We start from the raw sequence: 24,407 nt of genomic DNA, 5'->3' as shown, positions 1-24,407 counted from the left end.
TGCACAGCACCCACCCCGAACCCGTCCACGCCAGCCTCGTGACGGCCGTCCTCACCGAACGGAGACTCGTCTGCTCCGGTCGCCCGCCTGTGAGCGGGAACCCGGAGCTGGCGATGGCGTCTGGCTGGCATGGCAACGACCTTGGCCGATGCCCACTGTCACCAGCTAGCCACCGGTGAGCGCCCCACGGTGGGCATCTCACCGTGAGATGGCCAGCTAGGGGACCTGCGGCAGGGCGGACATCTTGCCAGGGGACGACTACTCTGCGCAGTATCCGCAGCCGGAGGAGGTGGCATCCATGCAGCGGGTCGTCAGACCGCAGTGGTGGCACGAGGGCACCTATCGCGGCGTCGCCATGCGCGTACACCTCGCCCGCCACGACATCGGAGCCGTCTTCGGCTTTCTCAAGGAACGGGGCTTCAGCTGGTCCTCGGTCGCGGCCGCGACGGGCTTGGGCGCCAGCCGTGTCTCAGAAATCGCCGCAGGCCGGCGCATCGTCAACGACTACGCCGTACTGGAGCGCATCGCCGAAGGGCTGCTTATCCCGCGCCACTACATGGGGCTCGCCCTCGACGACCACGCTCATCACTACCGGCAGAGAACGTCGATCGAGCCGGTCGGTGTCGTTGCCCCAGTCGACCCTCGCGAGTTGCTCGGCGTCGTCGCGAGCATCGCGGTAGGCGCCATACCCGCCGACGTAGAGCGGTATTTGCCCAGCTCCCACGATGTGGCGGTCCCTGGTGCGGTCGGCCATGACGAGGTCGCCACCGTTCGAGCCGTGACCGCCTTTCACCGCCGGCTCGACGCTGCCGCCGGGGGAGGCCGGTGCCTGCAGTCCGCACGTGGCTACGTGGCATGGGCGACGCAGCTACTGCAGGTGAGGTGCACCGAGGGGGTGGCTGCCGCCCTGCACGACGCACTCGCCGAGCTGCACAACCTCGTCGGCTGGGTGGCGCACGATCTCGACGATCACGACATGGCGCGTCGGCATCTCACCCAAAGCCTCGTGCTGGCCCGACGGACTGACTCGCTGCCACTGCTGGCAAACACGCTGTACCGCCTCGGGCGGGTCAGCCTGCACCAGAAGCAGCCCGCAGAAGCATTGCAACTCTTCGGCCTTGGGCAGCTCGCGGCGCAGCAAGCCGCCTGTCATGCCAGCGTCGCCATGCTGCACGCCAACACCGCATGGGCCTACGCGCTCCTCGGCGCTGACCGCCAGGTCGTCGATAGTCTGGCCCGCGCCCGACGCGAACTTGATCAGACAGACCTGGACACCGCGCCGGCCTGGACTCACTTCGCGCTGACCGAGGCTGACGTCCATGGAATGTCCGCCGTCGTCTACTCCGCCCTGGCCCGTCACCCAGAGCACGTGCGGTACGTCGACCGCGCTGCCGAGCACTCCCACCAGGCAGTGCGGCTGCGCCGCCCGCAAGATCGTCGGTCGTTCATCTTCGACACGATCTCGGTCGCCACGGCGAGTACTCTGGCCGGTGATCTCGCAACCGCTGGCGAGTACGGGATGAAGGCGGTGGGCCTGGTGGCGGATGGGATGCGATCAGCTCGCGTGAACGATCGTCTGAACGCACTGTGGGAGCTTGCCGCGCCGCAGGCCGCGCGGGAACCGGCGCTTGCTGCTCTCGGCAGCCGGATCGCGGAGCTGCAGGCGGACTGATGACCACCGCACTCAGCGATACCGTCGCCGCTGAGCTTCATGGCCGCCTGAGCGATGTCTGTGCTCAGATCGGCGTCGACCCGCATGGTGCCAGGCTCGTCAAGTACACGATGAACGCAGTCTTCGTGGCGCCACCGATCGTGATCCGACTTGCTGCCGGTGCCCATGCTGCGACGCTCGCCCGCCGGGTGGTGTCGGTGGCGGCCTGCCTTGAGAAGGTTGGCATGCCCTCCGTGCGGCTGGCGCCCGGCGTGCTGTCTCGGCCGGTCTTCAGTGGGGAGTGGGTCGCCACGGTCTGGCAGTACGTCCCGACTGTCGATGACGAGCCGAAGCCGGTCGACCTCGCTGCACCGCTGCGTGCGCTCCACGGCCTTGACGGGCTCGACGTGGCGCTGCCGCGCTGGTCGCCGATAGAGAAGTTTCGCCAGCGTCTCAACGCTGCCGCGGCGCTACCACACGAGGAAGCCGCTGAGCTGGAGCAATGGTCGAGGACGGAACTGGCGATTCCGGCCGCCGACCTGCTGCGCGATGTTCACCGGCGATGTGACGAGGTAGAAGAGGATCTCGAAAAAGTCGCGTGGCGGCTGCCGCCGGGGGTCATCCACGGGGACGCGCACACGGGGAACGTACTTCTTCGACCAGCAGGTGATCTTGCGCCTACCAGCTCAGTCCCGTTGCTCTGTGATCTAGACGGCCTGTGCATCGGGCCGCGGGAGTGGGATCTTGTACCGACCGCCCATGGGGCCACTCGGTTCGGCCGCTCACCTGCCGCCTACCAGTGTTTCGTCGATGCCTACGGATTCGATATCACCGCCTGGACGGGCTGGTCGGTCTTGCGTCAGATTCGAGATCTGCAGCTGGTCACCAGCACCATCGACTCTCTCGCCGGGCGGCCGGATGTCGCCCGTGAGCTGGGGCACCGCCTGCGATCACTGCTTGCCAACGATGTGAGCGCTACGTGGACGCGCTATCGCTGACGACAAGAGCTACCTCAGCACACGGCCCCGAGAGGATGCCTGGCAGTCGTTCGCTTTCGAACGCTCCATGAATCTCTTCCGCGCTTCATCGGTCGAATGGTGATCGAGCACGGACCGTGTGGGGCTCGCACGGATGTGTGTAGATCAGGCAGACTAGGCCCTTCAGTGAGCACGCTGTACTGCGGCGGGAAGGGTGCATAGCGATACATGAGTGATGTTCCCGCCCAGATCGGTCGTTACTTGGTCAAGCGCAAGCTGGGTGCGGGCGGTATGGGGGAGGTGTTCCTCGCGTACTCGCCGGCCGGTTCGCCAGTAGCTGTGAAGCTCATCCGTAGTGACCGGCTGGATCCCAGCACCCGTGCTCGCTTTGAGCGGGAGGCCTCGATCGCGAGGACGGTAATCGGTACGAATCGGGTTGCACGGTTCCTGGAGGCAGATCCATACGCCGCACGGCCATGGTTGGCCATGGAGTACGTCCCCGGCTACACCCTGCTCCAGTACGTGGACGAGTACCGAGCACTTCCACTGCCACTGGTGGCGAGCTTGGGTGCGTTGGTGGCTGAAGGACTCGAGGCGGTGCATGACTCTGGTCTGCTGCACCGAGACTTGAAACCGCAGAACGTCATGCTCGGCGCCGACGGTCCAATGATCATCGACTTCGGCTTGGCTGCGCTGCAGGATGCGTCTTCATCCCACGACTCGCTGTCGCACAGCGGCATGATCATCGGTTCGGTGCGCTGCATGCCGCCTGAGCAGGCGGGCGGGAACCCAAGGGTCACGGCAGCGGCCGACGTGTATGCGTTAGGCACAGTGTTGCTCTACGCTGCCGCCGCCCACTACCCGTACGACGGCCGGACTTGGCAGGCGATCGTCACTCAGGTGACCGACCCCCGCGCCGAGCCGGACCTCAGCGACGCGCCGCCACCCCTCCTCCCGCTGCTGCGGTCGATGCTTGCTCACGAGCCAGAGATGCGTCCGTCGGTGATCGAGGTGGCCGAGGCGTGCGCGGCCCTAATGCGCGGTGTGAAGATCACGCCCGCCGACGCACGGTTGGCCCTGATCGCGCGGACGACCGCCGTGCATCCGTCGCTGCGTGGGGACCAGGTGCCGCCGATCTCGATCGAGGAGCGGCTCGCGGAGATGAGCCCCAAGGTCGGAGAGGAGCAGCCAGGTCCGCTTGATGTCCCGCCGATCGCCCCTCCTGAAGCCGAGACCGAGGCGGAATCCCCGGAATCTCTGCCCGAGGCCGCACCTCGACCTGCCCCCGATGCTCCAGAGGCGCGGAGTCCGGCCGGTCGTCCGCCGAGACGGCCTGGTCGGGGTCCCGCCTCCACCCGGGTCGCGCAGGAGCTACGGGCCGAGTACGCGACGCAGCCGACCCTGTAGAAAGGTCACCGAGATAGCGGCAGCCTGGGTGGCCGACTGGACTGGAAGAAGGATCGGAGCGAGGGTGAGCGTCGAGGCCGAGGCCGTAGTCAGCGTGGAGCGCGTGTCGGCTGGCTATCCGCCGGGTTCGCAGGTTCTGGTGCGCGACGAGCAGTGGCTGGTACGCAAGTGCACCTACACCAAGCGCGACAAGTGGATGATCGAGGTCACCGGCGTATCACCGTTTGTGCGCGGCGTCGAGGCCGTCTTCTATCAGCGACTCGACGACATCAGGGTGCTCGACCCGCGGAAGACCGAGCTGGTGGCCGACGACTCCGCCCACCATCGGCGGGCTCGCCTATTCCTGGAGGCCGTGTTCCGCAAGACCGCCCTGCCCCAGACCGAGCACGGGCTGGCGTTGGCGGAAGGCTTCCTGATGAACCGCCAGGTACACCAGCTCCGCCCAGCCGAGCTAGCGCTGTCGATGAAGAACCCTCAACCGCGCATCCTGATCGCCGACGTCGTCGGTCTGGGTAAAACCCTGGAGATCGGCATCCTGCTGGCTGAGCTGATACGGCGTGGCCGGGGCGAGCGGATCCTGGTAGTCACCCCGCAGCACGTACTCGAGCAGTTCCAGCGGGAAGTATGGACGAGGTTCGCCATCCCGCTGGTGCGCCTCGACTCGACCGGGATCCAACGGGTCCAGCGGGAAATTCCCGCTGGACGGAACCCCTTTGCGTACTTCAAGCGCGTGATCATCTCAGTGGACACGTTGAAGAGCGACGTCTACGCCCATCACCTGGAGCGGACGGACTGGGACGCGGTGGTCATCGACGAGTCCCACAACCTCGTCAATCGCGGCACCCAGAACAACCAGCTGGCCCGGTTGCTGGCGCGCCGAACCGACGCATTGGTGCTTGCCTCGGCCACCCCGCACAACGGCAGGGCCGAGTCGTTCGCTGAGCTGATCCGGATGCTTGACGAGGCGGCAATCGCCGATCCTCAGAAGTACGACGTCAGCGACCTCGAACACCTGTACATCCGGCGTACAAAGAACTCTCCGGAGGTTCGAGAAGGACTTGCAGGCGCCTGGGCTGATCGCGGCCCATCATTGCCGATCCACGCACCCGCTAGCGACGCAGAAGCGGCGGTCTTCGCCGAGCTGATCGCCCGGTGGATCCCCGGGAACGGCGGCTCGTCGGTCAGCACTTCGCGCCTCGTGCCGTACCAACTGCTGAAATCGTTCCTCTCTTCGCACCGGGCACTGCTGGCAACCATAAAGACTCGGCTGAATACCCTCGACGTTACGCTTCCTGAACAGTCGGCCGACTCGGCCCGACGCGCCGAGCTGGCCGCCCTGATCACGCTGCGCAAGCTTGCCGAGCGCATCAAAGACGAGGACTCAGCGAAGCTGGATGCTTTGGTGGCACAGCTAGAGGAGTTCGGCATCGGCCCCGGTTCGGACACCCGCGTCGTGATCTTCTCGGAGAGCGTCCCGACCCTGAACTGGCTGGCTGACACTGTGCCGACCGCACTCGGCTTCGCACCTAGTGGGAGTGCCGATGCCCGTAAGCCATGGCTTGCGTTCGGCGGAGTGGCGCAGGTAATGCATCGCGACGTCACGGCCGGCGAGGAGCAGCAGCGAATCGTGGAGCGGTTCGGATTGCGCGGCGATCCGGTACGGCTGCTCTTCACAGGTGATATCGCCTCGGAGGGCGTCAACCTCCACCAGCAGTGCCACCTGCTGATTCACTACGACCTGCCCTGGTCGCTGATCAGGATCGAGCAGCGCAACGGCCGAATCGACCGCTACGGTCAGCAGCACCAGCCGCAGTTCCGGGCGTTGCTGCTCACCTGCGATCTGCCCTGGTCCACCGATCCTGAGACGGGTCAGGACCGGACCTTGGACGATCGGCTGGTCGGCGAAAAGCTGTTGCAGCGGGAGGCCGAGGCGCACAAGATCGACGGGTCGGCCGAGGCAGCCACCGGTCTGTTCCGCCCGGAAGACGAAGAGAAGCGGTTGATCAAGGACCTGGTCGCCGGCCGTACCGTCGAGCAGTCAATCAAAACTTCCCGACAGAGCGGTGCGGCGTTCCTCGCTGGGCTCGTCGGCCAGGTGGGCGCAGTGCCGGAACGCCCGGAGGTGCCGCGTGCGAAGGTGCTCAGCCTCTTCTCCTCCACGGCCGACTACTTCGAGGAAGGTCTCCGGCAAGTCTGCCGGCCCAATCCTGAGGACCAACTGTCCCTGCGGCGCGACAACGACGGCACCATCGCGTTCGAGCCGTCGCCAGACCTGCTCTACCGGCTGCGGTCGTTGCCCAAGGCGTACCTGACCGAGCAGCAGATCCTGCCAACGCCGGACCGCCCCGGACGAATGCGGATCACCTTCTCCAAGCAACTTGCCGAGGCCCGGCTGACGGCGGCTCGGGAAAGCTCCGACTCGCAATGGCCTAGTGTGTCCTACGTCACTGAGGTGCACCCGGTGCTGGACTGGCTGACCGACAAGGTCCTTGTGGAGATCGGCCGGCATGAAGCGCCTGTCCTGGCCGCGGCCGTCTCGGAGCCAGTCTTCCTGGTCCAGGGCATCGCCTCGAATAGGCTGGGACGCCCGACGATCGTAGAATGGATGGCCGTCAGTGGGTTGCCGCATCAGCGAAGCACCAGGCGGCTGACCCCGGAGTTGCTCGGCGACTACGGTCTCGGGCCCCGGATGCCGGCTCGAGCCGTCCCACGTGACTTGCACGGCCTTAAGGAGCTGGTGCCGGCGGCCATCGATGAAGCCTGCCGCTATTTCGAGAGCCTTGAGGGCGACTACCGACGGCAGATCGAGAGCACGTTGCAGCCGTACCGGAAACGGGTTAACCGGTGGCAGCAGGAGGCATTGTTCGCGGGCCCTCGCCCGAACCGGCGAAGTGTCGACTCAACCGCCGAGCGGCTGATGCAGCTCGTCGCATCGCTCGAGTCGGTGGGCACGCCGATGTTCCGCCTGCTCGCCGTCCTGGAACCGCTGACCGACCGCACGGGGGATGCAGCCGCATGAGTGCCGACTACGACTCGTTTACCAACCGCGGCGAGTACCTCTCAGCACACTACGTCGCCGAGGAACTGAGCACCGATCTCAAGAAAGGCATCTTTACCACCTGGGCTGCCCGGGAGAGCGATGAGAATGATCCCCGCAAGAGCCCTCGCGAGCGGGTCAGGGCCCTACGCGCCATCTATCTGGGGGAGGAGGGTCGCCGGTATTTCGCCAGCGCCGCAAACTCCGATGGCGACGGTCCGGTCCGGCTGGCTACCTACGGCAATGCCGAGTGGCAGAAGCGGGTCACCGACTGGCACCAGGATGTGCTGCGTGCGCTCGGTTATGACGCCGCGCCGGCTGAGGTCACCGTGCACCGCTCGGGACGCGTGCACACTCTGACGGTCGCATTCCATGGCCATGGCGTCGTCGCCGTCGACTGCGGTTGGACGGCAGACAACGATGCCGCGCTTGACCACACAGGCGCGGGACGGCTGCTGCACCCTCTGCGAGTGTCCGGTAACGAGCGGTATGAGACCGGCGCGGCCCTCGCCTCCTGGCTGTTCCAGAGTGAGGTGGGCGGCGCCGACGGAACCCGTCCCCGGTTCATTCTGCTCCTGCACGGCGGCGTGATCGTCCTCGCCGACCGAAATTCCTGGGCTGAGGGCCGCTACTTCGCCGTCAACCTCGATGCCGCCCTGGAACGCTACGACCGGTCCCAGACTGGCGAGTTAGCCACCATCGCCGCGTTGCTCAGCCTCGACATGCTGCGCCCCGGCGACAATGACACTGCCCCTGCCCTTGACGAATTGCTGAAGAGGTCAAGCACCAACGCCGTCGGCGTCTCCAAGGAGCTCCGCCAAGGCCTGCAACGCTCAGTCGAGATCATCGCCAACGAGGTCCTGCACCGAATGGCGGAATCGGGCAACAACGTCAGTCCCGCCGACATTGAAAGTCCAAAGATTCCTTTCGCCCGTGAGCTCACCCGTGAGTGCCTGCGCTACCTGTACCGCATCCTCTTCCTACTGTACGCGGAGGCACGCCCCGAGCTGGGCATCCTGCCTGCGGACGACGGCAGCTACGAGTCCGGGTACTCGATGGCGCGGCTCCGCGAGCTGGTCGCCCGGGACGAAGAACTCGTCGAGGAGGAGGCGAAGAACGGCCTTCACCTGTTCCTCTCGCTCGACGTGTTGTTCAACAAGGTGAACTACGGGCATCGGGCATACGGCACAGAGCCAGACGACGACCAGCCCGACGACGACGAGCAAACTCGTGCGGAAAAAGCTGCGCGCCGCAGCGAGGACATAGGCCTCCGGTTCGAGGCCTTGCGCAGTGAACTCTTCGAGCCCAAGGCCATCCGCCTCATCGGTCGCCGGGTGTTTGATCCACGCAGCGACGAGGACGACGACCCTCGCTGGCTCGACCTTCAGCTGCGCAACTCAGCCCTGCATGCGGTGCTGCGCCTGCTCACTATGAAGAAGGGCAAGCGCGGCGAACGAGGTGGCTTCATCTCCTACCGCAACCTCGGCATCAACCAGCTCGGTGCCGTCTACGAGGGGCTGATGTCGTACACCGGCATCATCGCCAACGAGGAACTGTGCGAGGTCGCTCGTGGCGGTGACCCAGAGCAGGGATCGTGGCTAGTCCCGGCCCACCGACAGAGCGACTACCCGGAGGCGACTCTCGTTCGTTACACCGAGGAGGACGCCCGCCGCGGCCTTCGTGGCCCCAAGAAGTACGAGAAGGGGTCCTTCGTCTACCGGCTTGCCGGCCGGGACCGGGAGACCTCGGCCTCCTACTACACGCCCGAGGCGCTAACCAAGGTGACGGTCGAGCTGGCCCTGAAGGAACGCCTCGATCAGGAACGAGGCGCAGATGGCGATGTGATCAAGACGCGGGCAGCGGAGCTGCTCTCGTACAAGATCTGCGAACCGGCGTTGGGCTCGGGGGCCTTCCTCAACGAGGCGATTAATCAGGTCGCCGAGGAGTACCTGCGCCGTCGGCAGAACGAGCTTGGCCAGTCAATTCCGTCGGCTGACGTCTTGACGGAGAAGCAGCGGGTCAAGGCGTACATCGCACTGCACAACGCCTACGGGGTCGACCTCAATGCGACTGGCGTCGAGCTGGCAGAGGTGTCGTTGTGGCTGAACACCATGCACCCCGGCATGCGCGCACCCTGGTTCGGGTTGCACCTCCGGCGTGGTAACTCACTCGTCGGCGCCCGCCGCGCTGTCTTCGCCGGCGAGGACGTCTCATCTCCGGCTAAGGCTTGGCTGAAGGCGAAGGGCGGCCTGTCCCCGACCCCCCTGCCGATGCGCGACGAGGACGCCCGACTGCAGCCCCTGCCACAGGACGCCGTGCACCAGTTCCTACTGCCCGCACCCGGCTGGGCGGCGGTTGCCAACTCTGCCGAAGCCAAGAAACTCGAGTCGACGCAGACGGCGAAGTTGTCGGCTTGGAAGAAGGGCATCCTCCAGCGGCCGAGCCGCAGTACCGCCCACCTCAATGCCGACGGTACGCCGAAGCTGAACCCCCGCACGAAGCAGCCGAAGATGGAAACGGCCTCCCAGTTCACCCGGCTGCGTGACGCTGCTCGACGCGTTGAATTCCTCTGGTCGGTCGTGGTCAAGCGGATGGAGATCTCGGAGCGAGAGATCGCCCGCCGGATCCCAGTCTGGGGCGCAGACCCTGACGATCCCGAGTTTCGCTTTCTCCGGCGACCGGGGCAGGCGGTGCCAAAGGAGAAGGTCCTGCAGGACCTCTTCGAAGCGGTTGACACACCGTACTGGCGGCTCAAAATGGTCATGGACGCCTGGTGCGCGCTCTGGTTCTGGCCCGCCGATCAGGTCGCCCTGATCGATGGCACGGATGCAGAGTACGCGGTGGCGGCTGCGATGGGTCCGGACAGTCTGGCCGAGCTACTCGGCGGCGTAACCCCCAGCGGGGAACCACCAAGCGATTTGCCGTCATCCCAGGAACCGGCAAGCCTGATTGCTGCACCACCAGCAGCGGCAACGCCGTCGGTGGGACCCGCCATCTTCCGGCCGATGATGCTCTTCCCGATGGATGGGGATCAGACGACCTTCGACGAGCTCGGGTGGGGCACGACGAACGATCCGGAACCGTACGTCCCGAAGCCACGGGCCCCACTAACTAAGAAGGCTCCAAAGCCGAAGGCGGTCGCCCGACGCCGCGTCATTCCTCTCAAGGACCTCAACGACTGGCTCGACTTCCTCGAAGCCATGCTTGGGACCACCGACGTTCCGCAAGACACCTTCCTCGACGCGTACGACAGCCTGGACGCGCTCAAGGAGTTCGAGGCGCTCCTGCCCGAATTCATGGGCATGGACACCAGGAATCCGGAGGAGCGTTTTCCGTGGCTTCGGATCGTCCGAGACATCGCAGAACGGCAGGGCTTCCTGCACTGGGAGTTGGAGTTCGCCCTCATCTTCGCCGAGCACGGCGGTTTCGACCTCCAAGTCGGCAACCCCCCATGGGTACGGCCGCGGTGGGACGCCGATGCCGTCCTCGCCGAACACGAACCGTGGTTCGAGTTGGAGGAACGGCCCTCCGAGATCGACAAGGACCGTCGGCGCCGTGAACTTCTCCGGCGTTCCAACGTCAAGCAGTACGTTCTCCGTGAGCTGACCGAGAACAGCGCCCACGTCGCGCTGTTGGGTTCTTCGCAGGTGTACCCGCTGCTTGTCAGCACTCAGCCAGACCTCTATCGCGCCTTCATGTGCCAGGTCTGGACACACACCTCACCGAAGGGGAGCGTCGGGCTTCTGCATCCCGACACCCACTTCACCGGCGAGAAGGAGGGGCCGCTACGAGCGGCCGCCTACCAGAGGCTGCGCATCCACGGTGACTTCGTCAACTCCGGACAGCGGTTCTTTCCTGAGCCTGTGGGCCACACGGCTCATTTCGGAGTACACATCTACGGACCGATCAAGAAGATCCGCTTCGACCACCTGTCATGGCTCGTGTCTGCGGATGCTCTGCGACTGTCACGTCATCACGACGGCTCCGGGGAGACCCCTGGCATCCGTTACCGCCACCGTGAGTTCGACGAACGCCCGCATCGGACTCGCGTCGTCTCTGTCAACGAGACTGTCCTGGCAACGTGGCGCCAACTGCTCGACGAGGAGGACCGGCCGCTCACCCAGGCCCGTCTGCTCTTCCCGGTCAGCACGGCCGAAGCGGCCGCTGTCGAGGCCCTCGCGGCCTACCCATTGCGGCTCGGCGCACTCGGCCCACAAATCTCACGAGGCTTCGACGAATCTGGGGCAAAGAAGACAAGGCTGATTGAATATAACCGGGTTGACCCTGTCACTGGTAAGGAGTATCAGCCAACGGCCTGGGGCGAGGTGATTTTCAAGGGCACCCAGTTGAGTACAGCGACACCGGTTTTCAAGCGGCACGATGCGAACAGCAACGACCCTTATGGGATCGACCTCGTCAGCCTCCCCCCGGACTTCGTGCCTGACACCGAGTATGTGCGGGTTGCCGGTCGGGAGGCGGGCTATCGCGACGCGCCCGACCGGTGGGTCGACCACGCCGAACTCGCCCGCCTCCGGACAGACGAGAGCGCTGTCTCCGACGCCCGTTCCTTCATTGCGGAAGTCGAGGGTATAGCCGAGGCAGATGTCGCGCCGGACAAGGTGGACGCCGTCCTTACAGAAAGGTCTCGCCGCCCCTACCTTAACTTCTTCCGATTCGCGTGGCGTGAGATGGTGGCCCCGAATACAGAGCGCAGCCTTTACTGCGCCATAATTCCCCCGGGGCCGGCGCACACTAACGGTGTTCGCAGCGCCAGGGTGTTGAATGATCGGATGACTGCACTGATAGCAGGCATGTGGGCCTCTATCCCTATCGACTATCTGCTCCGCGCAACGGGCACCGGTCATCTTGACGTTGGCCGGGCCGGCGCTCTGCCCGCACCCTCACTAGATCACCCCCTTGTACCAGCATTGCTGCTGCGCTCACTACGGCTCAACTGTCTCACCTCGGCGTACGCCGATCTCTGGGAAGAACTGTTCGATCCAGTCTGGAGAGACACCGAGTCGTGGGCGTACGACTGGGAGGGGCTGCCACCACTTCAGGATGTTGACTCGGAGTGGCGACCCGAGACGCCGTTGCGCACTGAACGGGCTCGACGGTCCGCGCTCGTCGAGATCGACGCCTTGGTCGCGGTCTGGCTCGGGATGGACGCCGACGCCCTCATCGCCGCCTACCGCGGGCGGTTCCCGGTGCTGCAGAAGTACGAAGCGGTGACATGGTTCGACGCGGAGGGCTGGAAGCTCGCCGGCAATGCCCGGACTATCGGCCAGCGGCAGTCCAAAGCGACGTGGGCGCAGTTCGAGACGTATCAAAATGACAAGACCGTGCCGAGGACGGTGCCGGCGCCGGAGGGCTACACCCCGCCCTTCTACAAGGCAAAGCGCGAGAAGGAGATGCGCGAGGCACATGCGGTGTTCTCGGCCAGGCTGGATACTGCGATCGCTCGGGGTGACTGGGATCCGGTGACTCGGAAGGCGGCGACGGCGTGAGGCCTACCCTCCAGGCACGCGGGTTGAAGGAAAGCCTGCTGCAGTACCTCTCGACGACGTACGCGCTGACTGACGAAGGCGCCCGCGAGGCCCTGCACCGGTTCCTCGGGAACGAGAACTCGGGCATGTTCCGTGGTCCGTTCCTGCGGATCCGTACACCGTTCACGTCGGCTGGCCCGGGGTGGGAGAAACACCTGGACTGGCAGCGAGAGGGCTGGTCGCCCTACGCCCACCAATCAAGAGCCTTCGAGCGCCTCACCTCCGCCAACGGGCACGTGCCGCAGCCGACGCTGGTCACTACCGGCACCGGCTCAGGCAAGACGGAGTCCTTCCTCTATCCCGTGCTGGATCACTGCCGGCGGGAGCGGGCTGCGGGCAAGACCGGTGTCAAGGCCGTTCTCCTTTACCCGATGAACGCACTCGCCACCGATCAGGCAGAGCGGATCAATGACCTTCTCGTCGGCAACCGGACGGAGTTGGGCAACCTCACGGCCGGTCTGTACATCGGTGACAAGGCAGCGATGGCATACGAGCGGGTTTATACCCGCCGGCTAGACATGCAACTGACCCCACCGGACATCCTCCTCACCAACTACAAGATGTTGGACCTGCTGCTCCAGCGAACCGATGACGCGCCGCTCTGGCAGAACGCGGACATCCGCTACGTGGTAGTCGACGAGTTCCATACCTATGACGGGGCGCAGGGCACGGATGTCGCGATGCTGCTCCGCCGGCTCGCGGCCGTCGTCAACGCTAGCGAGGAGGGCAGGCCGCTGGGTAGCATCTGCCCAGTAGCCACCTCGGCGACCCTCGCCTCCGCCACCGACGAGGTCGGCACGGAAGATCTCCTGAAGGTGGCGAGTGCCGTCTTCGGCACCGAGTTCACAGCGGACTCGATCGTCGCAGAGGACCGGCAAACGGTCGACGAATTCATCCCACTGGGCTCGATTGAAAATTTGCCGACGCCAACGCCGGACGAGCTCCTAGCGCTGCCGGACCCAACGACCGGTGAAGACTCACTGCTTCTGCTAGCGAACGCGGTGACAGGGGTTGACGACCTTGATCCGTTCGAGCTTGGTGCTCGACTGAAGCAACATCTCTTCACCAGGGCGATGTTGATAGCCCTCGGCAGTGAAGTGAAGACCGGTGCTGAGGTGCTCAAGCTGATGTGGCGGGCCGGCGCACACGGCTGGTCGGCGACCATCACCAAACAGCCGGAAAAGGCGGCGGAGGCCCTCGCCCGGTTTGTGGCTCTGCTTTCCTACGCCCGTGACCCGGACTCGACGAAGGAAAAGCCGCGCCCGCTCGTCCACGTGGAGGTGCACCAGTGGGCTCGGGCGGTTACCCGGCTGCTGCGGGGCGTACTGCCATGGCCGAAGGCCGAGTTCCGCTGGGACATCGCCGGCACGAGGGATACCAGCATTGGTGTCGGTGCCATTACTGCACCAGTCACTACCGCGACCGCGGGCCAAGCGGCCAACCTGTTCCTACCGGCGGTCTACTGCCGCGACTGCGGCCGTTCCGGCTGGGCGGTCTTTTCGCCAGAAAGCGATGACTTCGACGTTCAGTTCGACAGCTATAAGATCCGTAGGGCGTCAACGGGCCAGGACAAGGTACGGGTCAGGTACCTGATCGCGGCGACGGACCGGGAGGCCGGCGAGGGCGCTGGCAGCAACAAGATGCACGGGGCGGGCAAGCGGGTCGGGAACAACTCTTCGGCGCAGGGCCCCGGTGGGACGCTGATGGTGTTGGACGCCGTCCGGCAGCGGTTGCGGCTACCCGACCCTGCCAGTGACTACGACTCCGCGGGCCGGCCCCTGCTGACTGCTCGGGACTCAGCATTCATTTTGGTGAACGTGGGCTCAACGGCGAACACCGCCGCCGCTGAGGACTGGTGCCCGGCCTGCGGTGAGCGCAACGCCATCCGGTACTTGGGCACCGGTGCGGCCGCGATGGCGGCAGCGTCAATTACTCAGTTGTTCACAGCGGGCGAGCTGGACAAGAAGCTGCACGAAGACAAGACGTTGATGTTCAACGCCTCAGTGCAGGATGCCGCGCACCGAGCAGGTTTCGTCGCAAATCGGTCGTACACCTTCTCGCTGCGGGCGCTGCTCACCGCACACCTCCGGCATGACGCTGGAACCGCCCTGAACGATCTGATCGCTGATGTGGTCGCGGCCACGACAAATCCCGAGACGTTGGCGGCGGTGGTCCCTCCGGATTTGCACGGCCTTCGGGGGGTGGACCGGCTGCTGTCCGGGCAAGGGCGTGGCGGGGACCTGGCAACGTGGCGGTTGATCGGGCAACGGCTGGCGTTCGAGACGCTGATGGAGTTCGGCTTTCGCTCCCGCAACGGGCGAACACTGGAGCTGACGCGCACTGCCGCAGCCCACGTTCGCATCCCTGACCCCGGCGCCACGGTGGCGCTGATCAAGCAACTGCATGCGGAGTGCAACCGCGACGATCTGTCGATTACTCCCAGGGACGATGCCCGCTACCTCGCGTTCGTGCGGGTCCTTTTGGAACGGCTTCGAAGCAGGGGCGCCGTTGCGCACAAGTGGCTGAGTAAGTACGTCGACGAGGCGGGGACGAGCCGCTATTTCATCTGGGGACAGCGCCCAGCGGGAATGCGGGCCTTCCCAACCACGGTCGCGGCACCGAAGTTCTTGCTGGCGCAGCCCAAGAGCGGCAGTGACTTCGACGTCGCAGCGGGGCGCCTCTCCTGGTACGAGCGATGGGCGGGCCGTAGCCTCGGGCTGCCGCGGGAAGTCGCCCCCGAGTTTTGGGGTCGGCTGCTGCCCGAGCTGGCCTCACTCGGCCTGCTGTCGGTGCGTACCCCTAACGACACATCCGCCCGCATCTACGGGCTTCAACCGGGGAACATCGAAGCCCTGCTGCTCAACGACGACCAGGTTTGGCACGGGTTCGTGCGCTGCCCGGTCTGCTTCTGGGAACAGACCGTCCACCCGTCCCTGCTAACGCAGTGGCACGACCAGCCCTGCCCCGCATATCGATGCCAGAGCGGCCGGTTGGTGGCCGGCGACAGACCGGAGGGGTTGGGCCGTCACCAGCGTGACCGCGACTACACCCGGGACTACTATCGGCGGCTCTACCGGCGGGCAGGTACCTACCAGGTGGTGACTGCCGAGCACACCGGAATGCTCACCCGGGCTGAGAGGGAACGGGTCGAGAGGGCCTTCAAGCAGGGCAGGAACGTCGACGTGAAGCCGGGCAAGGAGCCCGACGACAAGCAACGCGCCGGTTACAAGAACCCGAACGTGCTGTCCTGTACGCCAACGCTCGAGATGGGCATCGACATCGGCGACCTCTCAGCGGTCGTGCTCGCCGCGCTGCCGCGGCGCCCGGCGAGCTACGCCCAGCAGACCGGCCGGGCCGGGCGCCGCACCGGCAACGCCTTCCTGCTAACGATTCCGGATCGATCGCGGCGTGACCTCTACTTCTTGGAGCAGCCCAAGGAGCTCATCGCTGGCACCATCATTCCGCCGGGGTGCTATCTCTCCGCAGTTGAGATCCTGCGGCGGCAGTACCTTGCCCACCTCCTGGACCTTGCAGCGGCCGGCCGACTTTACCGCGCCGACGGGACGCTCCTGCGCCCGCTACCTAATCGCGCACCCGCCTTGTTCGGTCCGTCTGGATATCTGATCGACCTTATCGAAGTCGTGATCGGCCAAGGCTCAGCGCTGGTCGAAGGCTTCCTGCGACTGTTCCCCAGCGGGGTCAGCGAGGACGCCAAGAAAGATCTTCAGGCGTACGCGAGCGGTGGGCTGCGTGCCGCACTGGAAGAAGCCGAGAGGGAATGGGGCCGCCGAACTCAAGGTCTGAAGGCCCGGATCCGTGCGATCGCCGAGGCGCACGACGAGTTGCACGACTCTGATCCGGAGCAGGCGGAACAAAAGGCCGAGCTCGACGCCGAACGGCGTGGCATCGGTAAGCGGCTGATGGAGTTGGGCGATACGCCCGCGCAGAACGCGCTTTGCGACTTGGGTCTCCTGCCCAACTATGCGCTGGTGGACACCGTGACCAGGCTGTCTGCCACGCTGTATGGGCCAGACGGGGTTGACCCGAAGACCGGAAAGACTCGGTTCACGTCGACGACAGTTGCCTACGAGCGGCCGCGCCGCTACGCCCTGTCGGAACTCGCGCCGGGGAACACGTTCTACGTCAATGGCTACCGGCACGAGATCACCGGTCTGGAAATCACGACAGGTGGGCGACCGGAGTGGCGCAGTTGGAGGGTCTGTCCCGGATGTGGCTACGTCCGCACGGAGGACGCGACGCACGACCGGTCTGACTGTCCACGGTGCTATACCAGCCACATCGCGGACGACGGATGCCTGTTCCAAGTGGTGGAGCCCGTTACCGTGACCTCTCGTGACCAGCGGGAGGACGCTCGAATCCGGGACGACAAGGACGAACGCGATCGTCGTTTCTACGCCGTCGTTGACGCAGTCGACTTCCCTGAGGACCACATCGCTCCGGGCTCGTGGCGGCATGCGTCGCAGACCTTTGGGGTCGACTACTGCCGACGTGCCATGATCCGTCGGATCAACATCGGGCCCGCCCGATTCGACGCGCCTGCTAGGGACGACTTCGCTGGACACGCCGTACGGGTCAATCCGTTCCACGTCTGCACTGGCTGTGGGGCGGCGAGTGCCGACGGGCGGCCGGTCTTCGACCATGACACCGACGCTCTGACCTCCTCTACGGCCCGGAACCCGGCCTTGAAGCACCATCGCCCGTGGTGCCCGCTACGGCGTGGCAAGCCGGACGGGATACGGCAGGAGCCTGTCCTACTCGCCCACCAGTTGCAGACTGAGGCGCTGAGAATTCTGCTGCCGGCCGCTACCGCGGACGTTGACACCAAGGTGCACTCTTTTCGGGCGGCCTTACGAATGGGCGTCGACCTGCACTTCGGTGGGGATCCTCAGCACTTGGACACAACCATCGCCTCCATGCCGGACATTGAAAGCGGGCAGCGGCGCTGGTTCCTGGTCTTGTTCGACAGCCTCCCTGGCGGCACTGGCTATCTCGATCGGCTGACTGAGCCGGATGACTTCCGCAAGGTTCTTAAGAAGGCGCATGATGCTTTGCGCAACTGCCCGTGCGGCGAGGAGCAACGGCGGGCCTGTCACCGCTGTCTTCACCGCTACACGCCAGAGCAGACACAGGACGTCGTCTCCCGAGCGACGGCGCTCAGGATGATCGAATCTCTGCTCTTCGACGAGCAGGGCTGGCAGACGACTGAGGTCACGAACACCCGGCAGGTCGGTCTGGACCGCCAGGTCGAGTCTGACCTGGAGGCACGCTTCCTCTCGGTGCTGCGCGACTGGGTCACCGTGACAGAGGACGCCTCGTTGGACGAGGACGGCCACGCCAGCGGGCACCTGCGTTTTACCCGCGGCGCCGACGTTGTTCACTGGAGGCTGACCGCCCAGGAGCAGCTCCACAAAACCCGCACTGACTTCACTTTTACGCGCGTCGACGGCCCGCAGCAGAGTGTCAAGGTGTATCTGGAAGGCTTCGAGTTTCACGCCAGCCGAAGACACAACCGCATCGCTGCGGACGCCCGACAGCGCACGATGCTCCGAGCCGACGGGCACGTGGTCTTCCAAGTCACTTGGGCGGACATCGATCTTTTTGAACAACGGCCAACCTCGGCTCGGCCCGCCTGGCCTCCCTACTCCGGCGCCGCACAGGAGCAGGCAAAGAACGCATACGAGCAGTACGGTGGTCAACGCGCTCAATTCGCTGCTGCGGTCTTTTCCAACCCCATCACCGCTCTGATTGGCTACCTTCGGGAGCCAGACAACGAACGCTGGGCCCTCCGCGCAAAGGCCATGGTCACCGGGCTGCTAGCCGCCGCAGGCACTACCCCGGTAGCAGTAACGAGCCAGCGTGATGTCTTCATCAACGCGCTGCGCTCCGAACTTCAGACCTTCGGTGGGCGTCAACGTGCGCCGGCGCCGCAGAGCGCCGGCACGAACAGCCTTGCGCACGTCTACCGCTCCAAGGACCTGACCGGTCTGCCGATCGTCGTCACGCTTGACACGGCCGACCCCGAGCATCTGCGATGGTCTGCGCTGGCCGTTCTGGACGACACCGACGCAGTGCTCGACACCGACGCGCACAAGGACCGATGGCGTTCCTGGCTCTACTGGACAAACCTCACCCAATTCCTTGCCTTCGACGGCGGCGATGGCGTCCAGTTGGCCTACAGCACGGCGGCTGACTACGACGTCGAGATGCTCGCCGTCTGTGGCGGCCTCGGTGAGCTGAACACTCTCAGCGGAGCCCGCGCTGCGTCCGCTCCGAAAGCTGGAGCCGCGCGTTCATCAGCGACAGTCCCTGCTCAGACGCGACGCGACCCAAGTTGGGACGAGGAAATCCTAGAGATCCTGCGCGACGAGCCGGACCAAGGTGGCGAGCTCGGCATCCTCGCGCAGCGTCTGGCCGAGCAGGGCAAACGCGCGCCCGTGTTCGGCTACGAACTTGGCACTAGCCGCTGGATGGCTGACTTTGCATGGGCCGAGTCCAACGTCAAGGTGGCGGTGGTCTACACAGCTCATGAGAGTGACCACGACGCGCGACGCCGCGACGAGGCGTATGTCGACGACGGCTGGACGCTTCTGACGGCGTCCGAGTGGCTGGGACGCTTCGACGAATTGGTTGCACTGATTCCAGATGTGGAGGATCCAGCACTATGACCGCACGCCTCAGCCTCTACCGCAAGGCCGAGGAAGAGCTCTACAAGCTCGACCGGACGGTCAAAGGCCAGTTCTACGACTTCTGCCATCGCTTCAGAAAGAATCCGGACCAGCCCGGGCTCGACCTGAAGAAGCTCAAGGGCGATTCACGCATCCACCGAGCCAAGATTAATCAGTCGTACCGGGCGCTCCTGACCCCGGTCGGCACTGATCAGGACGGCATCCAGCACTGGCTGATTATTGCGGTACGGCACCGTAAGGACATCTACGACGAGCTTCAGGTTGCCGTCAACCGGATCACCGGCGAGATTGAGTTCGTCGACCTCGCCGTGGTGGGGGACAGTTCCCTCCGCCGGGCCGGCATCACCCTCACGCCGGCCGAGCCGGACGCCCCAGACCAACCGCCTGCTAGGGCCTCCGGTCACCCCAGCGCCCCGCCAGTCGAGCTAGTGGAAGCAACACCCCCGGCTCTACTCGCCGCCTACAGCTCAGATCAGCTTCGGGAACTCGGCGTCGCTGAGCAGCTCATCGGTTTGGCGCTGACCGTCACCACCGACGCGGAACTTGACCAACTGCTCGATGGGGCGCCGTTGCTGTCCAAGGACGTCCTCTACGGCCTCGCCGCGGGAATGAGCATCGACTCAGTTCTCGAGGAGGTCACCCGACCCGTCCGCCTGCAGACAGAACCCGACCTCGCCGACTTCGCCACGGCGCTTAGTCGGACCAAGGTCACATCCGTCGATGACGACGTGCAAGCGGCGATCGAGGAGGGCAGTTTTCGGGCCTGGAAGGTTTACCTTCATCCGGCCCAGGAAAAGATTGCTCACCACGACTACAGCGGCCCTGCCCGCGTCTCCGGAGGGCCAGGCACGGGGAAGACCGTAGTCGCATTACATCGGGTCAAGCACCTCGTTCAGCAGCTTCCACCGGGAGCGGACAAGTCGATCCTGCTTACCACCTTCACCGCGAACCTCGCTGCCGATCTCCGGCTTCGGCTGACCTCGCTGATTGATGATCCGAACCTGATCGCGCGGGTCGATGTCACGCACATCGACCAACTCGCCGCCAGGATCATCGGTGAGAACACCGGCCAAGGTCATCGGCGTAGGAGGATCAGTGATCAGGTCGCGTTGATTGAGATGCGGCAGCTACTCACTGAGATGGACGAGCAACGCTGGGACGCCGATTTTGTCGTTGACGAGTGGGAACAGATCATTCTCGGCCAGGCGATACCAACTCGATCCGAGTATTTTAAGGCCCGCCGGGCCGGCCGTGGCCGCGCACTCACTCGCCCCGAGCGCGGTCAGATTTGGAAGCTAATTGAGCAGTTCACCGCGCGTTTGGACAAACTCGGCCTCGAGACCTGGGGACAGGCTGCGGAACGGGCGGCCCGTTACGAGATCGAACGCGCCAGGAAGATCGAGGCGGGGCGTGCCTCCACCGGGCCCGTCGACGACGGGTCAGGGGCGTACCCCACGAGTTACCGCTACCAGCACATTGTCGTAGACGAGGCGCAGGACCTCCGTGCAGCGCACTGGAAGATGCTCCGTGCGATGGTCGCCCCGGGGCAACGCAGCGACCTTTTCATCGCCGGTGACACGCACCAGCGCATCTACGATCACCAAGTGTCTCTCGGCGCCCTCGGCATCAACATTCGGGGCCGATCCACCCGGCTTACGCTCAGCTACCGCACGACCCGCGAAATTCTGGCGCGGGCTGTGCGCATCGCCGACGGTAACCAGGTCCTTTACGACGACCTTAACGACGGAACCGACCACCTCGTTGGCTATCGCTCGGTCCTCCGCGGTCCACGGCCGATCTTTACACCTTACCGAACCTGGGACGAGGAACTCGTCGGATTGGGGAACCTGCTGATCGCTTGGCGGGAGGAACTCTCCACCGATGAACGCGGCGCTCCACGCGATCCGGCCGGTCACATCGCCGTTGGAGTTGCAGACCGCGAATTAATGAGCCAGGTCATGAACTACCTAACTACTAAGGTGGGCCTGACCTGCGCTGAATTGACCAAGGACGGTCCAAGCGGAGACGGCGAGATCCATGTTGGAACGATGCACCGGTTCAAGGGGCTCGAGTACCAACGGCTGGCCCTCGTCGGTGTGGGCGCGGGCGTCATTCCACGCTCTGCCATCGAACGCTACCGGAGGGATGACCCCCAGCGGTACGAACGCGAACAGCGCAAGGCGCGATCGCTGCTCTTTGTGGCATCGACGCGCGCCCGCGATGTCCTAGCCGTTAGTTGGTACGGCCTGCCCAGCCCCCTGCTCGACGGCGCTGCATGATGCGACGTGGCTGCGGGCCGTGGCAGGCCCGTGCCTACCGTGAGGCCACGAGAGCAGAGGAGATCACTTCAGGCTAGGGTTGGCAAATGCGCCTGAGCGGCGGACCTCCTGATCAGGGGGTCCAAATTAACGGATGCCGCCTGGCACCTGATGTGACCGAATGCGAATATGATCACTACCGTGACCTTCGGCACTTCCCCTCAGATGGCTAGGCAGGCGTCGTTCCTTCGCCTACTTGAGTTGGCCTTCGTCAGCCTGGACGGCCGCGAGCCGGTTGTAGTGGCTACTGAAGACAACGGACCAATAGGGCTAAAGCATGCATGGCGCTCGCACTCAACGAGTTCTCCGTCAGATCTCGCCGATAGCGCCACCGGTCTACTTCGGACCGCACCGGTGCTGTTGATTCCGCCGTGGGGGCGAACATCCGGGCGGTCGACGGTGGCTCCAGTGGACAGCGCCTTGCGGACCATTCACGAGATCGTCGTAGCCGCAACGCGGCCGAGTGGCGCCGAAGACTTACTGGCGGCATTGCTTCCGACGAGCGCACTAACTGCTCCCAGCAGCCGGACCTTCCGCGAGATCGTTGATCAGTCTTGGCAGCCATGCCTGATTGTCTTTGCGGCGGGCATCTTCGCAGAGGTTCATGAGCGCGTTGAGGCCGCAGCAATATTTTGGCGGCCACGCTCGTTGGCACCTCCACCCCTCAAGCTATTCCGGTTACCACGCCATGAGAAGGGCGAGGTGGCGGAGACTGATCTCCGACGCCTTCTAAACCGCGTAAGCGGTAGTGAGAAGTTCGGTTACGTCCTGCCCCGCCCTCCGGACTCGGGCGAGAGTCTTTCCATCGAGCTGAACGATCCGGTCCTGACAGCACGATGGTCGGAGTTGCATGTGTGGGGCACGACGACCCGCTTAGGGGACTTGTTTAGCTTTCCGGCACCAGCACTACATCAGGCTGCTGATCGCCGAATGCTGAAAAATCAGCAGCAGGATGGACTCGTGCGGGTCGTGTCGGGGCGGGATCTCAGGCACGACGGCACCGTAGCCGGAAGCGACGACTCCTCCCGGTGGGCGGAGGTCTCCCAGGAGCAACAGCTGCGAGCGGGGGACATCTTGCTCCGGCGAATATTCTCACCACAGTCGCGGAACAATTTGCGTGTTGCGGAGGTGGCCGCGAACGACTTGCCCCTGGCTGCGGACAATACCGTCGTTACATTGCGCGCCGACGCGCATCTGGGAGGTCCCCAACGCCTCGTCGCCGTCTTGTTTCTCCGGTCGCCACTTGTTCGGAGGTATGCAGCAGGACTCTCCATTGCCGATCTCGCCCCTTCTATTCTAAGTGATCTACGCATTCCGCAGCCCGATGCAGCGCTCGCCGCGACTCTGGAAGGGCTTGAATCCGCGAGATCGCAGCTAGAGAACTGGAAGAATGAGTCCGAGGCGATACTTGAGTCCGTCTTCGAAGATGAGAGTGCAGTCATCGCGAGGCGACGCATCCTGGTATCCGGGCGCCGACTACGCATGCGAGTGGAAGCTGCGGCTTTGCTGGACGACTTCAGCCATCAGGTGCGCACTCGCTATCCGCACCCCATCGCCTACCGGTGGAGCGATGTGCAGGTCCTACTCTCCAGAGGTCTTCACGAGGCGGCCTACGAAGCAATTCTCGAGGCCGGCGAGGTCTTGCTATGTTACGCAGCTCTCGTAGTCTTGTCGCTGTCAAGCGACAAGGGGCTTCGTCTCGGAGCCGTAGGCGGTATCCGGAGAAGACTGTCTCGGGGAGGAACCAACGGGCCTGGATTCGGGGACTGGGCTACGATCCTTCAGGAGGCAGCGGAGAGCAGAGCATTCCGCCGTATACCCGATGGTGACCCCCTGACTGACATCAGTCGCGCCTTTGCTGGCCCGGAGGCGACATCCGCTCGGCTGCGACTGGCTCAACGCCGTAACGACAAGGCGCATCTGCGGCGCGTAGACGCGATTGATCTTCCGTCCGCCATCCAGGAAGCACACGCTGACTTGAGGAGCCTGTTAGAACAGGCTTCATTCCTCGCCGACATGCCCTTCGTGCATGTAACAGGCCTCCGTTGGGACGCTCTCAAGAGGATTGCCCAGGTGGAGTACGAAGAGCTAATGGGCGACATCGCCCTGGTGCCGAGTCGTCAGCGACTTTACGCGAGCAACGACCTCGAGGTCGGAAGCTTGTACCTTGGGAATGAGGACGGCAGGCTTCATCTGCTGCGCCCCTACCTGCTTCGCCGCCGCTGTCCGATCTGTCGAAGTTGGGAGACGTTCCACGTTGACAACGCGCCAGATGCCTCGACTGTGGCCGTGAAAAGCCTCGAACGGGGCCATGCCGACGTCGACCCTGCACTCCGGCAGGTGCTGGAGCACGCGGGGCTTCTTGAGAGCTGATGAGGAAGGTTGTTCGGGCCTGCATCGTAAACACGTCAGGTTGGTCCGGCGCTTCCTGGCGGGGCGCGAAGTGGGGGACAGCGGCAGCTGCGTCAGCGGGCGGCATGCCGCGTGGATAGCGACTACTGCGCCTCCGGCGGGGGCGCTCCGGCTCCAGGATGGCCGGAGGCGGTCCGCGGCCGCCGGCTCCGAGGTTGGTGGCGGCAGGCCATCCTGTCTGCCAACGACCCGGGCAAGCCGAGCAGACCGCCGCCCGGCCCGCCAGCGTCCGTACGAGCCGTCGAGGTCCGCGGGTGGTGGCGGGCCGGGCGGCGGCCCGCTCCCCGGCGGGCGGGTCGATGGCAGACAGGATGGCGGATGCTTCGGGAACGGAGTGGCTCGCTGCGGCTGC

At 64.9% G+C, this 24,407-nt stretch carries 8 protein-coding genes; all 8 read left to right on the top strand.

Annotated features, from left to right (window positions below; translation table 11 throughout):
- The first annotated feature begins 298 nt into the window (after nucleotides 1-298).
- Nucleotides 299-1,672 carry an NsdA family TPR-like regulatory protein gene (locus LADH09A_RS22040; RefSeq protein ID WP_238647365.1) on the top strand — a complete coding sequence of 458 codons (1,374 nt, stop codon included), beginning with the start codon at nucleotides 299-301 and terminating at the stop codon, nucleotides 1,670-1,672.
- Nucleotides 1,672-2,649, top strand: a complete 978-nt coding sequence (locus LADH09A_RS22035) for a phosphotransferase (protein ID WP_238647364.1) — start codon at nucleotides 1,672-1,674, stop codon at nucleotides 2,647-2,649. Before LADH09A_RS22040 ends, LADH09A_RS22035 begins: the two co-directional genes overlap by 1 nt.
- 207 nt (nucleotides 2,650-2,856) lie before the next feature.
- On the top strand, nucleotides 2,857-4,035 hold the full coding sequence (locus tag LADH09A_RS22030) for a serine/threonine-protein kinase (protein ID WP_238647363.1): 1,179 nt from the start codon (nucleotides 2,857-2,859) through the stop codon (nucleotides 4,033-4,035).
- A 64-nt stretch (nucleotides 4,036-4,099) separates the two neighbouring features.
- Nucleotides 4,100-7,054, top strand: coding sequence for a DEAD/DEAH box helicase (locus tag LADH09A_RS22025; protein WP_238647362.1), 2,955 nt, complete (start codon nucleotides 4,100-4,102; stop codon nucleotides 7,052-7,054).
- Complete coding sequence (locus tag LADH09A_RS22020) at nucleotides 7,051-12,579, top strand: class I SAM-dependent DNA methyltransferase (RefSeq protein WP_238647361.1); 5,529 nt, start codon at nucleotides 7,051-7,053, stop codon at nucleotides 12,577-12,579. Before LADH09A_RS22025 ends, LADH09A_RS22020 begins: the two co-directional genes overlap by 4 nt.
- Before the next feature lie 23 nt (nucleotides 12,580-12,602).
- A complete protein-coding gene (locus tag LADH09A_RS22015; protein WP_238647360.1) occupies nucleotides 12,603-19,304 on the top strand; it encodes a DEAD/DEAH box helicase family protein in 6,702 nt (2,233 codons plus the stop codon).
- Nucleotides 19,301-21,604: a UvrD-helicase domain-containing protein gene (locus LADH09A_RS22010; RefSeq protein ID WP_238647359.1), complete on the top strand. Its 2,304-nt coding sequence runs from the start codon at nucleotides 19,301-19,303 to the stop codon at nucleotides 21,602-21,604. The genes LADH09A_RS22015 and LADH09A_RS22010 overlap by 4 nt, the downstream gene beginning before the upstream one ends.
- A 999-nt stretch (nucleotides 21,605-22,603) precedes the next feature.
- The gene (locus LADH09A_RS22005) at nucleotides 22,604-24,016 is read left to right on the top strand and encodes a hypothetical protein (RefSeq protein WP_238647358.1); all 1,413 of its coding nucleotides are present in this window, start codon (nucleotides 22,604-22,606) and stop codon (nucleotides 24,014-24,016) included.
- The last annotated feature ends 391 nt before the right edge of the window (nucleotides 24,017-24,407 follow it).

It is taken from the genome of Micromonospora cabrerizensis (assembly GCF_022230955.1).
Classification (GTDB): domain Bacteria; phylum Actinomycetota; class Actinomycetes; order Mycobacteriales; family Micromonosporaceae; genus Micromonospora; species Micromonospora cabrerizensis.
Note: the sequence above shows the minus strand (reverse complement) of the source record. Positions and strands in the feature narration are given on the sequence as shown.